At 66.4% G+C, this 21704-nt stretch carries 19 protein-coding genes and 7 tRNA genes; 22 read left to right on the top strand and 4 right to left on the bottom strand.

Going from position 1 to position 21704, the window contains the following annotated elements; all coding sequences use genetic code 11:
- Positions 1-48 precede the first annotated feature (48 nt).
- The 10 genes from cyoA (at position 49) to B7P44_RS11035 (ending at position 11466) form a co-directional block, all read left to right on the top strand.
- Complete coding sequence (gene cyoA / locus B7P44_RS11080) at positions 49-936, top strand: ubiquinol oxidase subunit II (RefSeq protein ID WP_084903895.1); 888 nt, start codon at positions 49-51, stop codon at positions 934-936.
- 3 nt (positions 937-939) lie between these two features.
- Positions 940-2949 (top strand): cytochrome o ubiquinol oxidase subunit I, encoded by a 2010-nt coding sequence (gene cyoB, locus B7P44_RS11075; RefSeq protein WP_084903893.1) that lies wholly within the window; start codon positions 940-942, stop codon positions 2947-2949.
- Positions 2949-3563 (top strand): cytochrome o ubiquinol oxidase subunit III, encoded by a 615-nt coding sequence (gene cyoC, locus B7P44_RS11070; RefSeq protein WP_084903890.1) that lies wholly within the window; start codon positions 2949-2951, stop codon positions 3561-3563. Before cyoB ends, cyoC begins: the two co-directional genes overlap by 1 nt.
- Positions 3564-3896, top strand: a complete 333-nt coding sequence (gene cyoD, locus B7P44_RS11065) for a cytochrome o ubiquinol oxidase subunit IV (protein ID WP_084903887.1) — start codon at positions 3564-3566, stop codon at positions 3894-3896.
- Between the two features lie 270 nt (positions 3897-4166).
- Positions 4167-4517, top strand: a complete 351-nt coding sequence (locus B7P44_RS11060) for a hypothetical protein (RefSeq protein WP_084903885.1) — start codon at positions 4167-4169, stop codon at positions 4515-4517.
- A 209-nt stretch (positions 4518-4726) separates the two neighbouring features.
- On the top strand, positions 4727-6601 hold the full coding sequence (locus tag B7P44_RS11055) for an extracellular solute-binding protein (protein ID WP_084903882.1): 1875 nt from the start codon (positions 4727-4729) through the stop codon (positions 6599-6601).
- 52 nt (positions 6602-6653) lie between these two features.
- A complete protein-coding gene (locus B7P44_RS11050; protein WP_084903880.1) occupies positions 6654-7697 on the top strand; it encodes a microcin C ABC transporter permease YejB in 1044 nt (347 codons plus the stop codon).
- 240 nt (positions 7698-7937) lie between these two features.
- On the top strand, positions 7938-9035 hold the full coding sequence (locus tag B7P44_RS11045; RefSeq protein ID WP_084903877.1) for an ABC transporter permease: 1098 nt from the start codon (positions 7938-7940) through the stop codon (positions 9033-9035).
- Positions 9032-10660, top strand: coding sequence for an ABC transporter ATP-binding protein (locus B7P44_RS11040; RefSeq protein WP_084903875.1), 1629 nt, complete (start codon positions 9032-9034; stop codon positions 10658-10660). The genes B7P44_RS11045 and B7P44_RS11040 overlap by 4 nt, the downstream gene beginning before the upstream one ends.
- A gap of 128 nt (positions 10661-10788) precedes the next feature.
- A complete protein-coding gene (locus B7P44_RS11035) occupies positions 10789-11466 on the top strand; it encodes a C40 family peptidase (protein WP_084903872.1) in 678 nt (225 codons plus the stop codon).
- 88 nt (positions 11467-11554) lie between these two features.
- Here B7P44_RS11035 and B7P44_RS11030 read toward each other — a convergent pair whose 3' ends face one another.
- The gene (locus B7P44_RS11030; RefSeq protein WP_084903871.1) at positions 11555-12478 is read right to left on the bottom strand and encodes a patatin-like phospholipase family protein; all 924 of its coding nucleotides are present in this window, start codon (positions 12476-12478) and stop codon (positions 11555-11557) included.
- Between the two features lie 251 nt (positions 12479-12729).
- On the opposite strand from B7P44_RS11030, the gene gltX reads away from it, so the two are divergent.
- The 9 genes from gltX to B7P44_RS10985 all read left to right on the top strand — a co-directional run bounded on the left by gltX (position 12730) and on the right by B7P44_RS10985 (position 16110).
- Positions 12730-14139: a glutamate--tRNA ligase gene (gltX, locus tag B7P44_RS11025; RefSeq protein WP_084903868.1), complete on the top strand. Its 1410-nt coding sequence runs from the start codon at positions 12730-12732 to the stop codon at positions 14137-14139.
- 117 nt (positions 14140-14256) lie between these two features.
- Positions 14257-14332, top strand: a tRNA-Ala gene (locus tag B7P44_RS11020).
- 137 nt (positions 14333-14469) lie between these two features.
- Positions 14470-14545 (top strand) — tRNA-Glu (locus B7P44_RS11015).
- Positions 14546-14625: 80 nt separating this feature from the next.
- A tRNA-Asp gene (locus B7P44_RS11010) sits at positions 14626-14702 on the top strand.
- Between the two features lie 63 nt (positions 14703-14765).
- Positions 14766-14841: transfer RNA gene (locus tag B7P44_RS11005), tRNA-Glu, on the top strand.
- 80 nt (positions 14842-14921) lie between these two features.
- A tRNA-Asp gene (locus B7P44_RS11000) sits at positions 14922-14998 on the top strand.
- Positions 14999-15062: 64 nt separating this feature from the next.
- Positions 15063-15138: transfer RNA gene (locus B7P44_RS10995), tRNA-Glu, on the top strand.
- 73 nt (positions 15139-15211) lie between these two features.
- Positions 15212-15288: transfer RNA gene (locus B7P44_RS10990), tRNA-Asp, on the top strand.
- Positions 15289-15645: 357 nt separating this feature from the next.
- Complete coding sequence (locus tag B7P44_RS10985; RefSeq protein WP_084903866.1) at positions 15646-16110, top strand: GNAT family N-acetyltransferase; 465 nt, start codon at positions 15646-15648, stop codon at positions 16108-16110.
- A 14-nt stretch (positions 16111-16124) separates the two neighbouring features.
- On the opposite strand, the gene B7P44_RS10980 is transcribed toward B7P44_RS10985, so the two are convergent.
- Positions 16125-17003, bottom strand: a complete 879-nt coding sequence (locus tag B7P44_RS10980; protein WP_084903864.1) for an AraC family transcriptional regulator — start codon at positions 17001-17003, stop codon at positions 16125-16127.
- 124 nt (positions 17004-17127) lie between these two features.
- Between B7P44_RS10980 and rraA the strand changes: the two genes are divergently transcribed.
- Together rraA and B7P44_RS10970 are read left to right on the top strand one after the other, a co-directional pair.
- On the top strand, positions 17128-17625 hold the full coding sequence (rraA, locus tag B7P44_RS10975; protein WP_084903861.1) for a ribonuclease E activity regulator RraA: 498 nt from the start codon (positions 17128-17130) through the stop codon (positions 17623-17625).
- A gap of 35 nt (positions 17626-17660) precedes the next feature.
- Positions 17661-18074 (top strand): gamma-glutamylcyclotransferase family protein, encoded by a 414-nt coding sequence (locus B7P44_RS10970; protein WP_084903858.1) that lies wholly within the window; start codon positions 17661-17663, stop codon positions 18072-18074.
- A gap of 124 nt (positions 18075-18198) precedes the next feature.
- Here B7P44_RS10970 and aceB read toward each other — a convergent pair whose 3' ends face one another.
- On the bottom strand, positions 18199-19791 hold the full coding sequence (gene aceB, locus B7P44_RS10965; protein ID WP_084906590.1) for a malate synthase A: 1593 nt from the start codon (positions 19789-19791) through the stop codon (positions 18199-18201).
- Between the two features lie 71 nt (positions 19792-19862).
- Positions 19863-20621, bottom strand: coding sequence for a haloacid dehalogenase type II (locus B7P44_RS10960; protein WP_084903855.1), 759 nt, complete (start codon positions 20619-20621; stop codon positions 19863-19865).
- A 157-nt stretch (positions 20622-20778) separates the two neighbouring features.
- Between B7P44_RS10960 and B7P44_RS10955 the strand changes: the two genes are divergently transcribed.
- The gene (locus B7P44_RS10955; RefSeq protein WP_084903853.1) at positions 20779-21681 is read left to right on the top strand and encodes a LysR family transcriptional regulator; all 903 of its coding nucleotides are present in this window, start codon (positions 20779-20781) and stop codon (positions 21679-21681) included.
- The last annotated feature ends 23 nt before the right edge of the window (positions 21682-21704 follow it).

Here is a 21704-nt window from a genome sequence, read left to right as displayed (position 1 = left end):
CGAATGCGCATCGGGCGTGGATGGATTCATAGACAACCAGGCTGTGTAATGAAAAGAAAGGCTTTGAAAGGCGCGTCGAGACTGCTGCCGCTCGCCGTGACCTTGAGTTTGTCCGGCTGCAACCTCGACGTGCTGAATCCGAAAGGCAGCATCGGCGCTGCCGAGAAGTCGCTGATCGCGACGTCGACGTGGGCGATGCTGATCGTCGTCGTGCCGGTGATTTTGCTGACGCTGTTCTTCGCGTGGCGCTACCGCGCGTCGAACCGCAACGCGACGTATGCGCCGGACTGGTCGCACTCGACCGCGATCGAGGTCGTGATCTGGACGGTGCCGACGCTGATCATCCTGTTCCTCGGCGTCCTCACGTGGAAGACCACGCACGAGCTCGACCCGTACAAGCCGCTCGAGTCGTCGGTCAAGCCGATCGACGTCGAGGTGGTCGCGCTCGACTGGAAGTGGCTGTTCATCTATCCGGAGCTCGGCATTGCCTCGGTCAACCAGCTCGCGATTCCGGTCGGCACGCCGGTGAATTTCCGCATCACGTCGGACTCGGTGATGAACTCGTTCTTCATCCCGCAGCTCGGCGGCCAGGTCTACGCGATGGCCGGCATGCAGACGCGCCTGCACCTGATCGCCGACGAAGCGGGCGATTACGCGGGCACGTCCGCCAACTTCAGCGGCCGCGGCTTCTCCGACATGAAATTCCGCACGCTCGCCGAGCCGCGCGAGCAGTTCGATGCATGGGTGCAGAAGGTGAAGGCGTCGTCCGACCGGCTCGACATGACGGCATACGGCACGGTCGCGCAGCCGAGCGAGAAGGCGCCGGTGCGCTACTTCTCGTCGGTCGATCCGAAGCTCTTCCATAACATCATCGCGAAATACAACGATGGCCACGTCCTCGACCTGAAGGACGCCGCCTGCGGCACGAAGGGGTAACGCATGTTCGGCAAACTGACACTTTCGGCGATCCCGTTCGATCAGCCCATCATCATGGGGGCGGGCGCCTTCATGGGGCTCGTCGTGCTGGGCATTCTCGCCGCACTGACGATCACCGGCCGGTGGAAATGGCTGTGGAGCGAATGGCTCACGTCGGTCGATCACAAGAAGATCGGCGTGATGTACATCATCGTCGCATTCATCATGCTGCTGCGCGGCTTCGCCGACGCGATCATGATGCGCCTGCAGCTCGCGCTCTCGTACAACGCGCCCGGCTTCCTGCCGCCGCATCACTATGACCAGATCTTCACCGCGCACGGCGTGATCATGATCTTCTTCATGGCGATGGTGTTCATGGTCGGCCTGATGAACCTGATCGTGCCGCTGCAGATCGGCGCGCGCGACGTCGCGTTCCCGTTCATCAACTCGCTGAGCTTCTGGATGACGGCGGTCAGCGCGATCCTGATCAACATCTCGCTCGTGATCGGCGAATTCGCGCAGACGGGCTGGCTCGCGTATCCGCCGCTGTCGGAACTGCAGTACAGCCCCGGGGTGGGCGTCGACTACTACCTGTGGGCGCTGCAGATTTCCGGCGTCGGCACGCTGCTGACGGGCGTCAACTTCTTCGTGACGATCATCAAGATGCGCGCGCCGGGCATGTCGCTGATGAAGATGCCGGTGTTCACGTGGACCGCGCTGTGCACGAACGTGCTGATCATGGCGTCGTTCCCGATCCTGACCGCGACGCTTGCGCTGCTCGGCCTCGACCGCTACTTCGGCATGCACTTCTTCACGAACGAAGCCGGCGGCAACGCGATGCTGTACCTGAACCTGATCTGGGCGTGGGGGCATCCGGAGGTGTACATCCTGATCCTGCCGGCGTTCGGGATCTTCTCGGAAGTCATCGCGACGTTCGCGAAGAAGCCGCTGTTCGGCTACAAGACGATGGTGTACGCGACCTGCGCGATCATGGTGCTGTCGTTCCTCGTGTGGCTGCATCACTTCTTCACGATGGGTTCGGGCGCGAACGTCAACGCGTTCTTCGGCATCATGACCATGATCATTGCGATCCCGACCGGCGTGAAGGTGTTCAACTGGCTGTTTACGATGTACCGCGGCCGGATCGAATTCACGACGCCGGTGCTGTGGACGATCGGCTTCATGGTCACGTTCACGCTCGGCGGGATGACCGGCGTGATGATGGCGATTCCCGGCGCGGACTTCGTGCTGCACAACAGCCTGTTCCTGATCGCGCACTTCCACAACGTGATCATCGGCGGCGTGCTGTTCGGCTATCTCGCGGGCTTCAACTACTGGTTCCCGAAGGCGTTCGGCTTCAAGCTGAACGAGAAGCTCGGCAAGGCCGCGTTCTGGTTCTGGCAGGTCGGCTTCTACGTCGCGTTCGTGCCGCTGTACGTGCTCGGCTTCATGGGCATGACGCGCCGCCTGAACCACTACGACAATCCGGCATGGCATCCGTGGCTGCTGGTCGCGGCGTTCGGCGCCGTGCTGGTCGCGATCGGCATCGCGTGCCAGCTGCTGCAGCTCGTGGTCAGCATCCGCAACCGCAACCTGCCCGAGAACCGCGACACGACGGGCGACCCGTGGGGCGGCCGCACGCTGGAATGGGCGACCACGTCGCCGCCGCCGGCGTACAACTTCGCGACGATCCCGCAGGTGCGGGCGCTCGACGCGTTCGCCGACATGAAGGCGCGCGGCGAAGGGCAGGGGAAGAGCGCGGCGTACCGCGACATCCACATGCCGTCGAATACGTGCGCGGGTCTCGTGATCGGCGTGTTCAGCCTCGCGCTCGGCTTCGCGCTCGTGTGGCACATCTGGTGGCTCGCGATCGCCGGGCTGGCCGGCATCGTCGCGACGCTCGTGATCTACAGCTCGCGCAATAACGACGGTTATTACATTCCCGCCTCCACGGTGCGGCGAATCGAAGAGCCGCGACACGCTGCGCGCACGACCGCGCAGCGCGTCGACGACGTGGAACTGGAGACCAACTGATGTTGCAGAAAACCTTGAGCGCAAACCTGGTCGACCACGCGGACGACCACGACCATCCGCCGTCGCATTCGGTGTTCGGCTTCTGGCTGTACCTGATGACCGACTGCGTGATCTTCGCGGCGCTGTTCGCGACGTTCGCGGTGCTCGGCAACCAGTACGCCGGCGGCCCGACCGCGAAGGACCTGTTCGACATTCCGGGCGTCGCGGTCGAAACCGCCGCGCTGCTGCTGTCGAGCATCACGTACGGCTTCGCGATGCTCGGCGCGCACCGCGGCAAGCGCGGCACGACGCTCGTCTGGCTCGCGGTGACGTTCGTGCTCGGCGCGGCGTTTCTCGCGATGGAGCTACGCGAGTTCTCGCACCTGATCGCGGAAGGCGCGGGCCCGCAGCGCAGCGCGTTCCTGTCGGCGTTCTTCACGCTGGTCGGCACGCACGGGCTGCACGTGACCGCGGGTCTCGTGTGGATGATCGTGCTGGCCGCGCAGATCGCGTTCGGCCACGCGCTGACCGAGCGCGACATCCGGCGCCTGACGTGCCTCAGCCTGTTCTGGCACTTCCTCGACGTCGTGTGGATCTGCGTGTTTTCCTTTGTCTATCTTGCGAGCGTGATCTAAATGGCCCATTCGCATTCGTCTCAACTCGAAGCAGGGCACGGCAGCGTCGGCGGCTACATCGCCGGCTTCATCCTGTCGGTGCTGCTCACGGCCGCATCGTTCGGTCTCGTGCTCGGCGGCGTGCTGTCGCCGCATGCGTCGCTGATCGCGCTCGCGGTGCTCGCGTTCGTGCAGATCGTCGTGCACCTCGTGTACTTCCTGCACATGAACAGCTCGTCGGGGCAGCGCTGGAACGTGATGGCGTTCAGCTACACGGTGCTGACCGCGGCGATCCTGATCGTCGGCACGCTGTGGGTGATGCACAACGTGACCATGAACATGATGTCGCGATAACGCGGCAGCGGTTCCCGAAACAAGAAGAGCGGCACGCGATGTGCCGCTCTTTTTTTATTGCCCGTCCGCGTGCGGGATGTCTCCGCGCGCTGCGCCATCATTCCCGCCGCACCGGTGCGGCAGGGGTGCGGCACGGGCGCGAATGTTACAAGACGTTAAAGCCCGTCCGGGTTGCGATCCCGCGCATCATTTCTTACAAACTTGAAATATGCGCGCGCGGCGCATGTCGCTATAGTCGAATCACCCATGAAACAACCAGAAGAGGAATCCATGAAGACCTTGCGTGTTGCGTCGCTCATCACAGGTACCGCGGCGTTGCTCCTGTCGGGCGCAGCAATGGCGGGTGTCAATGTCGGGATCAACGTCGGCGTGCCGGCGCCCGTCTACGTCGCGCCCGCGCCGGTGTACGCGCCGCCGCCGGTCGTCTACCAGCCGGCGCCGGTGTATGGCGCACCCGTGTATGCGGCGCCCGCGCCGGCCATCGTGATCGGCTGGCACGGCGATCGCTATTGGGACGGCCGCCGCTACTGGGGGCGCGACGACTGGTATCGCCACCATCGCGGCTGGGACGACCGCGGCCACTGGGATCACGATCGCGGCCGTCACAACGGCTGGCGCTGATCGGCAGGCGGGCGCGCCAACTACGCGTCGATTCCGCGCCGCCGCCGGGGCGGTTCAGGCCGCCGACGAACCCCACGCTGGTTAAAGCGTGGGGTTTTTGTTTTTTCCGGCTCGAACCGCAAGCATAGGCGAATGCCGAATGGTGGCAGGTCCATCCGAATGGGTAGAATGCGCGGACGTTGCCACCCTCAATCGATCGACAGGACTTTATGACGAAGGGTTCGCCCCGGAGCGCCGCCGCGCCCGCCCGTTCCGGTGTCGCGCGGGCTGCCGGCCGCGCCGCGGCCGCGCTGCTGATGCAGGCCGTGCTTGCCGCGAGCGCCGCGCATGCCGCCTATGCGATCGCCCAGTACGGCGAGCCGAAATATCCGCCGGGCTTCACGCATTTCGACTATGTGAATCCGGATGCGCCGAAGGGCGGCACGCTCGTGCTCGCGAACCCGAGCCGGATGACGTCGTTCGACAAGTTCAACCCGTATACGATGCGCGGCAATCCCGCGCCCGGCATCGAGATGCTGTTCGAGAGCCTGGCGACGGGCAGCCTGGACGAGCCCGCGTCCGCGTACGGGCTGCTTGCCGACGACATCGCGGTCGCGCCGGACCGCCTGTCGGTCACGTTCCACCTGAACCCGCGCGCGCGCTTCTCGAACGGCGACCCGGTGACGGCAGCCGACGTCAAGTACTCGTTCGACACGCTGAAGAGCAAGCAGGCGGCGCCGCAGTTCGCCGCGTACCTCGGCGACATCGCGCGCGCGGTGATCGTCGACCCGGCCACGGTGCGGTTCGAGTTCCGCCAGCGCAACCGCGAGCTGCCGCTGATCGCGGCCTCGGTGCCGGTGTTCTCGCGCAAATGGGGGCTGCGCGCGGACGGCACGCGCATCGCGTTCGACCAGCTCGCGTTCGAGCAGCCGATCGGCAGCGGGCCGTACCTGATCGAGCGTAACGACAATGGCCGCAACATCACGTACCGGCGCAACCCCACGTACTGGGGCGCCGACCTGCCGGTGCGGGTGGGCACCCACAACTTCGAGCGGATCGTCTACAAGCTGTACGGCGACAACGTCACGCGCCTGCAGGGGTTCAAGGCGGGCGAGTACGACGTGCTCGTCGAGAACATCGCGCGCAACTGGGTGCGGCACGACGTCGGCAAGCGCTTCGACAGCGGCGAGCTGGTGAAGCGCGAGTTCCGGCAGCACAACGGCGCGGGCATGCAGGGCTTCATGATGAACCTGCGCCGGCCGCTGTTCCGCGACGTGCGGGTGCGCCAGGCGCTCGACCTCGCGCTCGACTTCGAATGGCTGAACCGCCAGCTGTTCTACGGCGGCTACACGCGCCTCGACAGCTACTTTGCCGACACCGACCTGCAGGCGACCGGCATGCCGGGGCCGGGCGAGCTCGCGCTGCTCGACCCGCTGCGCGCGCAGCTCGACCCGGCGGTGTTCGGCCCGATGGTCGCGCAGCCGAACACGAATCCGCCCGGCTCGCTGCGCGCGAACCTGCTGAAGGCGCGCGCGCTGCTCGCGCAGGCTGGCTGGACGTATCGTGACGGCGCGTTGCGCAACGCGCAGGGCGAGCCGTTTACGTTCGAGATCCTCGACGATGCGGGTTCCGCATTCGAGCCGGTCGTGATCGCGTACCAGCGCAATCTCGCGAAGCTCGGCATCACCGTGAAGTTCCGCACCGCCGACTACGCGCTGCTGCAGAAACGCCTCGACGCATTCGACTACGACATGACGACGATCCGCTACCTCGGGGTGCAGGTGCCGGGCGCCGAGCAGTTTTCGCGCTACAGCAGCAAGTTCGCGGACCAGCCGGGGTCGGACAACGTCATCGGGCTCAAGTCGCCGGCCGTCGACGCGCTGCTGAAGGCGCTCGACGCCGCGCAGACCCGCGAGCAGCTGGTCGATGCGACGCGTGCGCTCGACCGCGTGCTGATGCACGGCTACTACGCGGTCCCGCAGTGGTACAGCACGACGCACCGGGTCGCGTACAAGCGCACGCTCGGCTATCCGCAGACGCTGCCGCTGTACTATTCGGCGGAGAGCTGGGTCGTGTCGACCTGGTGGGTCAAGCCGGGCAGCTGAGCGCCGCGCGCCCCGCCGTCCCAACCGTTCAATCGATCGCGAGTCGACGCTTATGTGGAGCTACATCCTCAAACGCCTGCTGTTGATGATCCCGACGCTCGTCGGCGTGCTGACGCTCACGTTCGTCGTGATCCAGTTCGTGCCGGGCGGCCCGGTCGAGCAGGCCGTGCAGGAACTGCGCAAGGGCGCGACGGAGCAGGGCGCGGCGCCGTTCGGGATGCGCGCGCGTACCGGCGTCGATCCGCAGCAGGTCGCGCAGCTGAAGGTGCTGTACGGCTTCGACAAGCCGCCGCTCGAGCGCTACGTGCTGATGCTCAAGCACTTCGCGCGCTTCGATCTCGGCGACAGCTACTTCCGCCACCAGAGCGTGTGGTCGCTGATCGTGCAGAAGCTGCCGGTGTCGATCAGCATCGGCTTGTGGACGTTTTTCCTCACCTACCTGATCTCGGTGCCGCTCGGCATCGCGAAGGCCGTGCGCAACGGCTCGCCGTTCGACGTCGCGACGAGCCTCGTCGTGCTCGTCGGCTATGCGATTCCCGGCTTCGTGCTCGGCGTGCTGCTGCTCGTGCTGTTCGGCGGCGGCTCGTTCTGGCAGCTGTTCCCGCTGCGCGGGCTCACGTCGGACAGCTTCGCGCAGCTGTCGATCGCCGGCAAGGTGCTCGACTACCTGTGGCACATCGCGCTGCCGATCACTGCGTCGGTCGTCGGCAACTTCGCGATCATCACGATGCTCACGAAGAACGCGTTCCTCGACGAGATCCGCCGGCAGTACGTGCTGACTGCGCGCGCGAAGGGACTGTCCGAACGCCGCGTGCTGTGGAAGCACGTGTTCCGCAACGCGATGCTGCCGCTCATCGTCGGCTTTCCGGGCGCGTTCATCGGCGCGTTCTTCACCGGCAGCCTGCTGATCGAGACGCTGTTCACGCTCGACGGACTCGGGCTGCTGTCGTACGAGTCGGTCGTGCGCCGCGACTACCCGGTCGTGCTCGGCACGCTGTACCTGTTCACGCTGATCGGCCTCGCGACCAAGCTGATCTCCGACCTCTGCTACGTGTGGGTCGACCCGCGCATTCAATTCGAGAACCTGGAGCGCTGACATGCAACGACCCCCACGCTCGCTTTGCTCGCTGCCCCCGGAGGGGGCGGCCAGCCTCCTAGGGGCGGCCCGGCGGAGGCCGGCACGACCCCCACGCTCGCTTTGCTCGCTGCCCCCCGAGGGGGCGGCCAGCCTCCTGGGGGCGGCCCGGCGGAGGCTGGCACGACCCCCACGCTCGCTGTGCCCGCACCGTTTCGATGAAGATGCCGGCGTGCGCCCCGCCGCCCGCGGAGGGCGCGCATGAGCCAGGCTGCCGCTCCGTCCCGCCTCGATGCCGCGCGCGCGCGCGTGTCGCCGTCGCCCGCGCGCCGCGTGTGGCGGCGCTTCACGCAGCAGCGCCTCGGCTACTGGAGCTTCGTGATCTTCATCGTCGCGTTCGCCGCGAGTCTCGCCGCGCCGCTGTGGTCGAACGACAAGCCGCTCGTCGTCCGCTACGACGGCCACTATTACTTCCCGATGTTCAACACGTATCCGGAGACGACCTTCGGGGGCGATTTCCCGACGCCCGCCGACTATCTCGATCCGTACGTCCGCAAGCGTCTCGAGGCGCCCGGCAATTTCGTCGTCTATCCGCCGAACCGCTACCACTACGACACGCTGAACTACTTCTCGAACGTGCCGAATCCCGCGCCGCCGTCGCGTGAGAACTGGCTCGGCACGGACGCGCAGGGGCGCGACCTGCTGGCCCGGCTCGTCTACGGGTTTCGCGTGTCGGTCGAATTCGGACTGGTGCTGACGCTGATCGGCACGCTCCTCGGCATAGCCGCGGGCGCGGTGCAGGGCTTCTTCGGCGGCCGCGTCGACATCGTCGGGCAGCGGCTGATCGAGATCTGGAGCTCGCTGCCCGAGCTGTACCTGCTGATCATCTTCGCGTCGATCTTCGAGCCGAGCTTCGTGCTGCTGATCGTTCTGCTGTCGCTGTTCGGCTGGATCGGGCTCGCCGACTACGTGCGCGCCGAGTTCCTGCGCAACCGCACGCAGGACTACGTGCGCGCGGCGCGCGCGATGGGGCTCACGAACTGGCAGATCATCTGGCGCCACGTGCTGCCGAACAGCCTGACGTCGGTGATTACGTTCCTGCCGTTCCGGATGAGCGGCGCGATCCTCGCGCTGACGAGCCTCGACTTCCTCGGGCTCGGCGTGCCGCCGCCGACGCCGAGCCTCGGCGAGCTGCTCGCGCAGGGCAAGGGCAACCTCGATGCATGGTGGATCTCGCTGTCGACGTTCGGCGTGCTGGTCGCGACGCTGCTGCTGCTGACCTTCATGGGCGACGCGCTGCGCAACGCGCTCGACACGCGCATCGCCGATTCCGTGCGGGCGGCGGGAGGCCAGCGATGAGCGCCGCCACCGTATCGGCGCCGTCGCAGGACGAGCCGCTGCTGTCGCTCGAGCGCCTGCAGGTCCGCTTCGGCGACACCGTCGCGGTCGACGACGTGACGCTCGCGATTGGCCACGGCGAGCGCGTCGCGCTCGTCGGCGAGTCGGGGTCGGGCAAGAGCGTGACCGCGCTGGCGATCCTGCGCCTGTTGCGCGATGCCGAGGTCGGCGGCACGATCCGCTTCGCGGGCCAGGACCTCGCGGCCCGCAGCGAGCGGGAGATGCGCGGGCTGCGCGGCTCCGACATCGCGATGATCTTCCAGGAGCCGATGACGGCGCTCAACCCGCTGTATACGATCGGCGCGCAGATCGGCGAGACGATCCAGCTGCACGACGGCGTGCCGGCGGCGCAGGCCCGTCGGCGCGCGATCGCACTGCTCGCGCGCACCGGCATCGCGGAGCCGGAGCGGCGCGTCGACAGCTATCCGCACCAGCTGTCGGGCGGCCAGCGGCAGCGCGCGATGATCGCGATGGCGCTCGCGTGCCGGCCGCGCCTGCTGCTCGCCGACGAGCCGACCACCGCGCTCGACGTGACGATCCGCGCGCAGATCGTCGAGCTGCTGCTGGAACTGCAGCGCGAGGAAGCCGAAAAGCGCGGGATGGCGATCCTGATGATCACGCACGACCTGAACCTCGTGCGGCACTTCGCCGAGCGCGTCGCAGTGATGGAACGGGGCCGGCTCGTCGAGAGCGGGGCGGTCGAGCGGGTCTTCGCCGCGCCCGAGCATCCGTATACGCAGCGCCTGCTGAACAGCCGGCCGCAGCGCGCGGTCGTGCCGGTGATGCCGATCGCGCCGGTGCTGCTCGACGCGCGCCACGTGAGCGTGCAGTTCGCGCGCAAGCGCCCGGGCCTCGCGGGCTGGTTCAAGTCCGCGCCGGTGGCGGCGGTGTCGGACGTGTCCGTGTCGGTGCGGCAGGGCGAGACGCTCGGCGTGGTCGGCGAGTCCGGCTCGGGCAAGTCGACGCTCGCGATGGCCTTGCTCGGGCTGCAGAAGACCGCGCACGGCGAGATCGAATTCCAGGGGCGCGCGCTGTCGAGCTATCGCGGCCGCGAGCAGGCCGCGCTGCGCTCGAACCTGCAGGTCGTGTTTCAGGATCCTTTCAGTTCGCTGTCGCCGCGCCACACGATCGAGCGGATCGTCGGCGAGGGGCTCGAGCTGCACCGCCCGGACCTGTCGGCCGACGCGCGGCGCGCGAAGTCGCTCGCGGTGCTGCGCGAGGTCGGCCTCGACCGCACGGTGATGCATCGCTATCCGCACGAGTTCTCCGGCGGGCAGCGCCAGCGGATCGCGATCGCCCGCGCGCTCGTGCTTGAGCCGCGCATCCTGATCCTCGACGAGCCGACGTCGGCGCTCGACGTGTCGATCCAGCAGCAGGTGCTGAAGCTGCTCGCGAGTTTGCAACAGAAATACAACCTCGGTTACGTGTTCATCAGCCACGACCTAGAGGTGATCGGCGCGATGGCGCACCGTGTCGCGGTGATGCAGGGCGGGGCGATCGTCGAGTCCGGCGACGTCGCCGACATCTTCACAAAGCCGTCACATCCTTACACACAAAAGCTGTTGAAAGCGGTCTGGAAAGCGTGATAAGGCACCAATGGTCTGACTATCTCGATTGTATTTTTTAATTTGTTTTGACAAACGGATACGCGCTGGCTAGTATCGACCGAAATTTTCCGCCAATCAGCTGATTTTTAAGCACAATCCATCGACCAATGCAGCACCGATCCCTGACCCAGGCATGCGCGCGCGCCGTCGCCGGGATGTTTATCGGCGTCCTGTTCGCTGCAACTTCCGGCGCGTTCGCCGACGAAGCCGGCAGTTTTAATCAGAATGCCACGAATTCGACTCAATCCGGGTCGGCTTCCACCCAGAATACCCAAGCCAACGCATCGTCGTCGACCGGCGGCGCGAAGTCGTTCCTGTCCGGCATGGCGGGCAAGGCGGGCGACGTCGTCGTCGGCGCGCTGAACATGATCGGCGTGCGCTACCGCTGGGGCGGCAACACGCCGGATTCGGGGCTCGACTGCAGCGGCTTCGTGCGCTACGTGTTCCAGGACACGCTCGGCATGTCGCTGCCGCGCCGCGCGGAAGAGATGAGCCGGGTCGGCGAGAAGGTGCGCGTGAGCGAGCTGAAGCCGGGCGATCTGGTGTTCTTCAATACGATGCGCCGCACGTTCTCGCACGTCGGCATCTACATCGGCGACAACAAGTTCGTGCATTCGCCGTCGACGGGCAGCACGATTCGCGTCGACGATCTCGACAGCACCTACTGGGAAAAGCGTTTCAACGGCGCGCGCCGGATCGAGACGCAGTTTCCGATGAAGGCCGACGATCTGCGCCAGCGCGTGCGCGCGACGCTCGGCGACGACGCGGCGAACGGCAGCAACTGAGCGTTCCCCGACAGCCGGATCGAAAACCCTGTCGCCCGAAAGGCGGCAGGGTTTTTTGCTTTTGGGGCGGTCGAAGCCCGGCGCTGCGTTATGCGGCAGTCGCGGCGGTCGCCGCCGCGAGCTTGCGCTGCAGCTCGGGCATGATGCGCGCGACCGCTTCCTCACCGGCGAGGATCGCCGCGTTGCGCTGGTTGAAGTCGCTGCCGCCCATCGCGTTGAGGTTCGGGCGGATCACGACGTCGGCGTACTTGTCGAGCTCGTAGGTCTTGATCGTCTGGCCCATGATCGTGAACGTCTGCAGCAGCATCTCGATCGGGTTGCCGGTCGGCGCGCCGTCCGGGCGCGACGAGATGTCGACCGCGATCACGAAGGTCGCGCCCATCTTGCGCGCGTAGGACGCGGGCACCGGGCTCACGAGGCCGCCGTCGACATACTCGCGGTTGCCGATCTTCACCGGCTCGAACACCGACGGCACGCTGCACGATGCGCGCACCGCGAGCCCCGTGTTGCCCTGCTGGAACAGGATCGGCTGGCCGTTCTGCAGATCCGTCGCGACGACGCCGAGCGGCTTCGCCATCTTCTCGATCGGCCGGTTGTTCAGCGACTTGTTGATGAAGTTCTGCAGCGCGACGCCTTGCAGCAGGCCGCGCGAGCGGAACGGCAGCGCCCAGTCGCTGATCGCGGACTGGTCCATCTCGAGCGCGAGCTTGTTGAGCTGCAGCGCGTTCATGCCCGACGCATAGAGGGCGCCGACCACCGAGCCGGCGCTCGTGCCGGCGACGATCTCGATCGGGATGCCGCGCGCCTCGAGGCCTTTCAGCACGCCGATGTGCGCGAAGCCGCGCGCCGCGCCGCCGCCGAGCGCGATGGCGATCTTCACCGGCTTGTCGTGCGGCTGGCCCGTGGCGGCGTTGTCGGGGCGGCTCTTGCCGCCGAGCGACGTGCAGGCGGCAAGGCTGGCGGAAGCGCACGCGATCGTGAACTGGCGGCGCGACAGGCGAGGGGACGACATCGAAGGTTCTCCAGCGTCGGGCGGCGGGCAACGGGCCCGCCGCGTCGGTAGGTTGGGGCGGTGCGGCGCCGGCAAGGCGGCCGCGGCGCGCACATCATAAAGCAAGCGCCGCGCTTGGCGCGAAGTCCGGCGCGGGTATAATTTCGGCTTCTTTTCCGTTCCGGGCGTCGCCGGCCTCGTTGCTCTTCGGGCAGCCGCTGCCGACCCCGCGTCGAATCATTCACGCGCCCCAGGCGTTCGAGTTACCGTTTATGACCCGTCCTGTCCGTACCCGCTTCGCGCCGAGCCCCACCGGCTTCATCCACCTCGGCAACATCCGCTCCGCACTCTATCCGTGGGCGTTCGCCCGCAAGATGAAAGGTACGTTCGTACTGCGCATCGAGGATACCGACGTCGAGCGGTCGTCGACGGAAGCGGTCGACGCGATCCTCGAAGGGATGCAGTGGCTCGACCTCGATTTCGACGAAGGCCCGTTCTACCAGATGCAGCGGATGGACCGCTATCGCGAGGTGCTCGCGAAGATGCTCGAAGAGGGCCTCGCGTACCCGTGCTACATGTCGACCGAGGAGCTCGACGCGTTGCGCGAGCGCCAGCGCGAAGCCGGCCTGAAGCCCCGTTATGACGGCACGTGGCGTCCGGAGCCGGGCAAGGTGCTGCCCGAGCCGCCCGCGGGCGTGAAGCCGGTGCTGCGTTTCCGCAACCCGCTGACGGGCACCGTCGCGTGGGACGACGCCGTGAAGGGCCGCGTCGAGATCTCGAACGAAGAGCTCGACGATCTCGTGATCGCGCGTCCGGACGGCACGCCGATGTACAACTTCTGCGTGGTGGTCGACGACCTCGACATGGGGATCACGCATGTGATCCGCGGCGACGACCACGTGAACAACACGCCGCGCCAGATCAACATCCTGCGCGCGCTCGGCGGCGAAGTGCCGGTGTACGCGCACCTGCCGACCGTGCTCAACGAGCAGGGCGAGAAGATGAGCAAGCGTCACGGCGCGATGAGCGTGATGGCGTACCGCGACGCGGGCTATCTGCCGGAAGCGGTCGTGAACTACCTGGCGCGCCTCGGCTGGTCGCACGGCGATGCGGAGATCTTCTCGCGCGAGCAGTTCGTCGAGTGGTTCGACCTCGAGCACCTCGGCAAGTCGCCGGCGCAGTACGACCACAACAAGCTGAACTGGCTGAACAACCACTACATCAAGGAAGCGGACAACGCGCGTCTCGCCGCGCTGTCGAAGCCGTTCTTCGACGCGCTCGGCATCGACGACGCGGCGCTCGCGAGCGGCCCGGACCTCGACGCGGTGATCGGCCTGATGAAGGATCGCGCGTCGACGCTCAAGGAAATCGCGGAAGGCGCGGCGATGTTCTACCGCGCGCCGGCGCCGGATGCCGAAGCGCTCGCGCAGCACGTGACCGATGCGGTGCGCCCGGCGCTGGCCGAACTCGCGGCGGCGCTGAAGACGGCCGAATGGAGCAAGGAGGCGATCTCGGCCGCGCTGAAGGCCGCGCTGGCCGCGCACAAGCTGAAGATGCCGCAGCTCGCGATGCCCGTGCGCCTGCTGGTGGCGGGTACGACGCATACGCCGTCGATCGACGCGGTGCTGATGCTGTTCGGCCGTGACGCTGTCGTGTCGCGCATCGAGGCCGCGCTGGCCTGAGGTTCGAGCATTCGCGAAGCCGCCGGTGGGCGGCTTCGCAAAAAATTTTGCTCGAATCGCAAAAAGGGTATTTACAAGTTCAAGGTTGGTCCATATAATCTCATTTCTGTTCTGCAAGGGGGTATAGCTCAGCTGGGAGAGCGCTTGCATGGCATGCAAGAGGTCAGCGGTTCGATCCCGCTTACCTCCACCAACAGAACAAACAAATCGATTCGCGAAGCAGGGCAGTTTAAAAAATGCTTCACAAAACGATTTAAAGCAGTTAGAATTTCGGCCTTCGCTGTTGATGAGAAATTAATAGCGTAAGCCAGACAGATCTGAAAAGATTTTGTCCCCTTCGTCTAGAGGCCTAGGACATCACCCTTTCACGGTGAGTACAGGGGTTCGAATCCCCTAGGGGACGCCAGATTCAGCGGCGTTTCGTTGGAAGTGTCGCGAAGCTTGCAGGAACGTAACCGACGTCCTGCAGGTTAGGGTTGAGAAGTTGGAGCGGTAGTTCAGTCGGTTAGAATACCGGCCTGTCACGCCGGGGGTCGCGGGTTCGAGTCCCGTCCGCTCCGCCAGAACGAAGCCCGTTCAAGACGTTTTTGAGCGGGCTTTTGTATTAAAGGTGTAAGCAGTACGTTGTCCCCTTCGTCTAGAGGCCTAGGACATCACCCTTTCACGGTGAGTACAGGGGTTCGAATCCCCTAGGGGACGCCAGATTCAGCGGCGTTTCGTTGGAAGTGTCGCAAGGCTTGCAGGACAGTCGTTGACGTCTGCGGGCTTGGGTGAAGAAAGCTGGAGCGGTAGTTCAGTTGGTTAGAATACCGGCCTGTCACGCCGGGGGTCGCGGGTTCGAGTCCCGTCCGCTCCGCCAGAACGAAGCCCGTTCAAGACGTCATTTGAGCGGGCTTTTGTATTAAAGATGTAAGCAGTACGTTGTCCCCTTCGTCTAGAGGCCTAGGACATCACCCTTTCACGGTGAGTACAGGGGTTCGAATCCCCTAGGGGACGCCAGATTTCGGCGTCGTTCGAACAAACGATGCGCCGGCAGGAAGTAACCGACGCCTGCCAGGCAAGCAGCAAGACTGGAGCGGTAGTTCAGTCGGTTAGAATACCGGCCTGTCACGCCGGGGGTCGCGGGTTCGAGTCCCGTCCGCTCCGCCAAAAAAGAGAATGCCCGCCTTGTGCGGGCATTTTCGTTTGTAGCTCATCCATGCCCGCTGGCGGGCATCTGGCTGCGGAGCGGAGGAAGCCGCCTGCGCGGCTTCCGGCGGGACTCGAAGGGCTGCGCCTGCAGGCGCAGTCGCGGCCTGCGGGACGTAGGCGAGTCCCGTCCGCTCCGCCAAAAAAGAGAATGCCCGCCTTGTGCGGGCATTTTCGTTTGTAGCTCGTCAGACCTTCAGTCTCCAGCCCGCTCAAGCGGGTTTTCTTCTTTTGAGCCCGGCGCGATACGAACAAATCACGATTGCATCCGCACCGGACTGCGCTATCGTGGCGAGATGCGTCCTTGACCATCGCGCGATGCTCGATCCCACCGACCTGCGACTCCTGTATCAGCTCCGCCCCGCGGAGCCCGGCGATTTTCCGTTTGCCGAAGCGCTGACGCACGGCAACATGGGCGGCTATTACAAGCGCCACGGGCTCGTGTGGCGCAGCGACCTGTTCTACGCGAGCTGGCGCGAGTCCGAGAACTTCATCCTCGAAGCCGACGGCGAGCGGATCGGCGTGTTGCGCGTGACGGAAGAGGGCGATTCGCTGCACATCCGCGACGTGCAGATCGCAGCCGGCCATCGCGGACACGGCGCCGGCACCTACCTGCTCGAGATGTCGCACCGCTGGGCGAGGGCGCGCGGGCTGAACGAACTCCAGTTGCGCGTGTTCGTCGACAATCCCGCCGCGCGACTGTATCTGCGCATGGGCTATCGCGTGACCGGGTCGCGGTTCGCGCAGTTCGGTGCGATCCGGCACATGGTGCGGCGGGTCTGACGCTCGCGCCGCCGTCACGGCTGGCGGTCCGCCGCGTCGTCGTTCGGGTGTCCGTCGCTGCCCGTCACGTCTTCGGCGGCCTCGTGCGCGTGGCCGCGCAGCATGAACGCGCGCGGGCTTTCGCCGAAGGCGCGCCGGAACATCGCGGAGAACGCGCTCTGGCTCTGGTAGCCGAGTTCGCGCGCGATATGCGACAACGGACGCCCCTGGTTCAGCAGCGGAATCGCGCGCGCGAGCAGTGCCTGCTGCCGCCATTGCGAAAAGCTCACGCCCAGCTCCTGCTTGAACAGCCGTGAAATCGTGCGCGTGCTCGCGCCGACCTCGCCCGCCCAGTGTTCCAGCGATTCCGCGTGCGCGGGCTGCGCGAGCACCGCTTCGCACAGCGTGCGCAGTCGCTTCTCGTCGGGCATCGGCACCGACAGCGGCAACGGTTCGGCATGGCTCAATTCGTCGAGCACCAGCGCGCAGAGCAGGCGTTCGCGGGCCGCGCCCAGGTCGCGTGCGTCGAGCGCGACGATCAGCTCGCGCAGCAGCCCCGTCACTTCGACGACGCGACACGCGTCGAGCCCGCCCGGCACGATCGACTCGTCGATGTACAGCGTGCGCAGGTACGCGTCCTCGACGATCAAGACCTCGTGCGTCACGTGCGGCGGCACCCAGATGGCCCGCGACGGCGGCACCATCCACGTCGTCCCCGTCGTCGCCATGCGCAGCACGCCGCGCGACGCATAGGCGAGCTGCGCCCAGGCGTGCGTGTGACGCGGGATGCGCGCGCCGGCGGGAACCGGCCGCGCACGCACCCGCATCGGGTGGACAGGCGTCGGCGCGAATTCCGGCGGGATGTCGATGGTGTCGCGATGAGCGGGCTCGTCGGCGCGGGCGGACGGATTCATGGGCGATTCGGACTGTGCGGCAGCGATGCCGTTATTTTAGAAGGCCCGCACACCTGCACGCGGCGGCTTTTTTTCAGTCGATAATGCAACGTTCGAATGAACCTTGAATGAGACCGGAGACGACATGACGACGTTTGCGACAACCGACCTCTGCGACGCCCACGAAGAGCGGCTCACGGCCGGCACCCTGCGCGTGCTTGCGCCGGCGCTGCGCCCGTACGGCGGCGCGGCGCGCTTCGCGGGGCCTGCGGCGACGCTCAAGCTGTTCGAGGACAACACGCTCGTGCGCGCCGCGCTCGAGCAGGACGGCGCCGGGCGCGTGCTGGTCGTCGACGGCGGCGGCAGCCAGCGTTGCGCGCTCGTCGGCGGCAACCTCGGCGCGCTGGCCGAGAAGAACCATTGGGCCGGTATCGTGGTCTATGGATGCGTGCGCGATTCGGCTGAATTGCGCGCGTGCAACGTCGGCGTGCTCGCGCTCGCGACGCATCCGCGCAAGAGCGACAAGCGCGGCGCCGGCGAACGGGACGTTCCCGTCACGGTGCTCGGCACGCGAATCGCCCCCGGCGAATGGATCTACGCCGACGAAGACGGCGTGCTCGTCAGCGCGACGCCGCTGACCTGACACGGCAACACACGAATAGAAGAAGGAGAAACACGATGCGCCACGTATTCGTCTACGGCACGTTGAGAGCGGGAGAGGCCAACGATATCGCCCATGCGGCTGCGCGGCACGGCATCGCAGCGCCGACGCTGGTCGGCGCGGCCGCGCTGCCGGGCGAACTGTACGATTTCGGCACGTATCCGGGCATGGTCGCGGTGGCCGACAGGAAGACGCTCGTCTGGGGCGACGTCTATGAAGTCGACGAACGGCTCGTCCCCGTGCTCGACGAGATCGAGCGCGTGTATCCGGGCGTCGATACCCTGTTCAGTCAGGAAGCGGCGAACGTCGAACTCGGCGGCCGGCAGTATGCGTGCCTGTATTACCCGGTCGCCGCGCATGCGGTGTCGGACCAGCCGCGCATCGTGTCGGGCGACTGGGTCCAGCATCGGCGCGAGCGGGAAGCCGCCTGAGCGGGCGCGCGTCGCGCAAAGGAAAAAGCGCCCCGCGGGGCGCTCGAACCGGACGGCTAGTCTGACCGAAACATGCCCGATCTGCGTAAGCCGATCGGGCATGTTTCATTCGGGCGCGACGCGGTCAGATCTCCTCGTACAGCGGCAGCGTCAGGAATTCGGTGAAACCTTCCGACGTCGACATCTGCTCGAAGATCGCCGCGGCGCGCTCGTACGGTTGCGTATTGCCGCCGACCGACCGCTTCACGTTCTCGAGCTCGGCCTTCGCGTAGTCGCGCACGAGTTCCGCCGTCACCTTGCGGCCGTCGTCGAGCACGCCCTTCGGCGAGCGGATCCACTGCCACACCTGCGAGCGCGAGATCTCGGCCGTCGCGGCGTCTTCCATCAGGTTGTGGATCGGCACGCAGCCGTTGCCGTCGAGCCACGCGCCGAGGTAGTGGATGCCGACGTTGATGTTGTTGCGCAGGCCGGCTTCGGTGATCGGCGCCTCCGGCTGGAAGTCGAGCAGGTTCCGGCCTTCGATCTGCACGTCGTCGCGCTGCTTCGCGATCTGGTTCGGCTTGTCGCCGAGCACCTTCACGAATTCGTCCATCGCGATCGGCACGAGGCCCGGGTGCGCGACCCAGCCGCCGTCGTAGCCGTCGGTCGCGTCGCGTTGCTTGTCCGAGCGCACGCCGCCCATTGCCTTGTCGTTCGCTTCAGGATCGTTCTTGATCGGGATCAGCGCGCTCATCCCGCCGATCGCCGGCGCGTTGCGCTTGTGGCAGGTCTTCAGCAGCAGCAGCGCGTATGCACGCATGAACGGCACCGTCATCGTGATCTTCGAACGGTCCGCGAGGCAGAAATCGAGGTCGTTCTTGAACTTCTTGATCGCCGAGAAGATGTAGTCCCAGCGGCCGGCGTTCAGGCCCGAGCTGTGCTCGCGCAGTTCGTACAGGATCTCGTCCATCTCGAAGGCGGCGAGGATCGTCTCGATCAGCACGGTCGCGCGGATCGTGCCGCGCGGGATGCCGACCTGCTCCTGCGCGGCGACGAAGATGTCGTTCCACAGGCGCGCCTCGAGATGGCTTTCCATCTTCGGCAGATAGAAGTACGGGCCCGAGCCGCGCGCGATCAGTTCCTTCGCGTTGTGGAACAGGAACAGCGCGAAGTCGAAGATGCCGCCGGACACGCGCTGGCCGTCGACCGTCACGTGCTTCTCGTCGAGGTGCCAGCCGCGCGGACGCACGATCAGCGTCGCGACCTTGTCGTTGAGCTTGTACGACTTGCCGTTCTGCTCGAGCGAAATCGTGCGGCGGATCGCGTCCTTCAGGTTGATCTGGCCGTCGATCTGGTTCGTCCAGCTCGGCGCGTTCGAATCCTCGAAGTCCGTCATGTACGAATCGGCGCCCGAGTTCAGCGCGTTGATGATCATCTTGCGCTCGACGGGGCCGGTGATCTCGACGCGGCGGCATTGCAGGTCGGCGGGCAGCGGCGCGACCTTCCAGTCGCCTTCGCGGATCGCCTTCGTGTCGGCCAGGAAATCGGGGCGCTCGCCGGCATCGAGGCGCTTCGTGCGTTCGACGCGCGCCTGCAGCAGGGCGTGGCGACGCGGCTCGAACGTGCGATGCAGCGCCGCGACGAGTTCGAGTGCCGCGGGCGTCAGGATTGCTTCGTAGCCCGGACGGATCTCGCCGGTAATCGCCATGCCTTGCGGCAGCGTGAGCGTGGTGGTCATGAGTCTCATCTCCTTGGTCGGTCAGTTGCGGTTTCGGTGAAAGGGGGAAGTGGCCGGCATCGATGCGAGCGTTACGCGCCCGGGCCGGGGCGCGCGCGGCTGGCACTTCTGCCGGACGGAGTCGGGGTGGCGAGGAAAGCCAGCAGGTCGGCCATGCCGGCGCCGGCGCCGTCGGGCGGCGCGCCGAGCTCCTCGGCGGGGGCGCCCGTGCGGTTGAGCCAGAACGTCGTGTAGCCGAACCAGGCGGCGCCCGTCACGTCCCAGCCGTTCGACGACACGAACACGATGTCGCGCGGGTTCGGCCCGAACGCGTCGGTGCCGAGCGCGTAGGCGGCCGGGCACGGCTTATACGCGCGCACCGCGTCGACCGACAGCACGCGATCGAACAGGCCGGTCATGCCGGCGCTCTTCACCGCGATGTCGAGCATCTGCGGGTTGCCGTTCGACAGGATCGCGAGCGGCGGACGCGGGTCGAGCGCGCGCAGCTTGCGCAGCGCGGGCACGGTGTCGGGATAGGTGGACAGGCACGCGTATTCGTCCATCAGGCGTTTCTCGGCGGCGCTGTTCAGCGTGAGGCCGAGCGCGCGCGCGGCGAACCGCAACGCGTCGAGCGTGATGTCCCAGAACGGGCGGTAGCGCGCGCCGGCCGGATCGGCGAGCGTGCGCAGTTGCGTGTATTCGATTTGCTTGCGTCGCCACAGCTGCGACAACCGGTCCCCGTGGCCGGGGAACATCTGCTCTGCCGCGGCCACGACCGCGTGCACGTCGAACAGCGTGCCGTAAGCGTCGAAGAGGATGGCGGTAGGAGAGAGTGTCGTTGTGGCCGACATAGCCTTGCGCTCCAGTATCAGAGGTCGGAAACGATTTTATTCGTGATCGTCAGTGCCAAAAAAGACGCTAAACATCACTTGATCTTTTACTTTCATATACCTAATCTGGAGCCGCTTCAGTCAACGTGAAGGACGGTTGCGGCCGTCCTCCCGATTCATGGACCGGTTCAAACAGATCGAAACGTTCGCCGCGGTCGCGGCGAAAGGCAGCCTGTCGGCGGCCGCGCACGCGGAAGGGGTCGCGCCCGCGATCATCGGCCGCCGGCTCGACGCGCTCGAGGAGCGGCTCGGCGTCAAGCTGCTGGTGCGCACGACGCGCAGGCTCACGCTGACCTTCGAGGGCTCGGCCTTCCTCGAGGATTGCCAGCGCATCATCAACGACATGCAGAACGCGGAGGCGAGCGTGTCCGCGGGCGGGGTGAAGGCGAGCGGCCACCTGCGGATCTCCGCGCCGGCCGGCTTCGGCCGGCGCCACGTCGCGCCGCTCGTGCCCGAATTCAGCTGCGCGCATCCGGACGTGTCGGTCACGCTCGACCTGTCCGACCGGATGGTCGACCTCGTCAACGAGGGCTTTGATTGCGCGGTGCGGCTCGGCGAGCTGCCCGACTCGTCGCTGGTGTCGCTGAAACTCGGCGAGAACCGCCGCGTGTGCGTCGCGTCGCCCGCGTATCTCGCGCGGCGCGGCACGCCGGCCACGCTCGCGGAACTCGCGCGGCACAACTGCCTCGCGCTTGCCGCGAACGCGAACCAGCAGCGCGGCTGGTCGTTCCAGGAGGACGGCAAGGTCGTGTCGATCCGCGTGAGCGGCACGATGGAATGCTCGGACGGCGCAGTCCTGCACGAGTGGTGCCTGGCGGGGTACGGCCTCGCGTGGCGCTCGTGGTGGGAGGTCGGCGACGACATCGCGGCCGGCCACCTCGTCAGCGTGCTGGACGCGTTCGCGGCGCCGCCGATCGGCATTCATGCGGTGTTCCCGCAGCGCCGGCATTTGCCGTTGCGCGTGCGGCTGTTCCTCGATTACCTGAAGCACACGTACGAGCGGCCCGGGTATTGGGGGTAGGATGGCTCGATCGTCGCGGGCTC

Origin of the sequence: Burkholderia ubonensis subsp. mesacidophila (assembly GCF_002097715.1) — a bacterium.
Taxonomy (GTDB): Bacteria; Pseudomonadota; Gammaproteobacteria; order Burkholderiales; family Burkholderiaceae; genus Burkholderia; species Burkholderia mesacidophila.
This window is presented reverse-complemented; position numbering and strand designations above follow the sequence as displayed.

Coding starts and splice junctions, on each gene's coding strand:
- cyoD (WP_084903887.1), top strand. CDS start 3,564: ATGGCCCATTCGCATTCGTCTCAACTCGAAGCAGGGCACGGCAGCGTC.
- gltX (WP_084903868.1), top strand. CDS start 12,730: ATGACCCGTCCTGTCCGTACCCGCTTCGCGCCGAGCCCCACCGGCTTC.
- B7P44_RS11045 (WP_084903877.1), top strand. CDS start 7,938: ATGAGCCAGGCTGCCGCTCCGTCCCGCCTCGATGCCGCGCGCGCGCGC.
- cyoA (WP_084903895.1), top strand. CDS start 49: ATGAAAAGAAAGGCTTTGAAAGGCGCGTCGAGACTGCTGCCGCTCGCC.
- B7P44_RS11030 (WP_084903871.1), bottom strand. CDS start 12,478: ATGTCGTCCCCTCGCCTGTCGCGCCGCCAGTTCACGATCGCGTGCGCT.
- B7P44_RS11055 (WP_084903882.1), top strand. CDS start 4,727: ATGACGAAGGGTTCGCCCCGGAGCGCCGCCGCGCCCGCCCGTTCCGGT.
- B7P44_RS10955 (WP_084903853.1), top strand. CDS start 20,779: ATGGACCGGTTCAAACAGATCGAAACGTTCGCCGCGGTCGCGGCGAAA.
- B7P44_RS11060 (WP_084903885.1), top strand. CDS start 4,167: ATGAAGACCTTGCGTGTTGCGTCGCTCATCACAGGTACCGCGGCGTTG.
- B7P44_RS11040 (WP_084903875.1), top strand. CDS start 9,032: ATGAGCGCCGCCACCGTATCGGCGCCGTCGCAGGACGAGCCGCTGCTG.
- B7P44_RS11035 (WP_084903872.1), top strand. CDS start 10,789: ATGCAGCACCGATCCCTGACCCAGGCATGCGCGCGCGCCGTCGCCGGG.
- cyoC (WP_084903890.1), top strand. CDS start 2,949: ATGTTGCAGAAAACCTTGAGCGCAAACCTGGTCGACCACGCGGACGAC.
- cyoB (WP_084903893.1), top strand. CDS start 940: ATGTTCGGCAAACTGACACTTTCGGCGATCCCGTTCGATCAGCCCATC.
- aceB (WP_084906590.1), bottom strand. CDS start 19,791: ATGACCACCACGCTCACGCTGCCGCAAGGCATGGCGATTACCGGCGAG.
- B7P44_RS10960 (WP_084903855.1), bottom strand. CDS start 20,621: ATGTCGGCCACAACGACACTCTCTCCTACCGCCATCCTCTTCGACGCT.
- rraA (WP_084903861.1), top strand. CDS start 17,128: ATGACGACGTTTGCGACAACCGACCTCTGCGACGCCCACGAAGAGCGG.
- B7P44_RS10980 (WP_084903864.1), bottom strand. CDS start 17,003: ATGAATCCGTCCGCCCGCGCCGACGAGCCCGCTCATCGCGACACCATC.
- B7P44_RS10985 (WP_084903866.1), top strand. CDS start 15,646: ATGCTCGATCCCACCGACCTGCGACTCCTGTATCAGCTCCGCCCCGCG.
- B7P44_RS11050 (WP_084903880.1), top strand. CDS start 6,654: ATGTGGAGCTACATCCTCAAACGCCTGCTGTTGATGATCCCGACGCTC.
- B7P44_RS10970 (WP_084903858.1), top strand. CDS start 17,661: ATGCGCCACGTATTCGTCTACGGCACGTTGAGAGCGGGAGAGGCCAAC.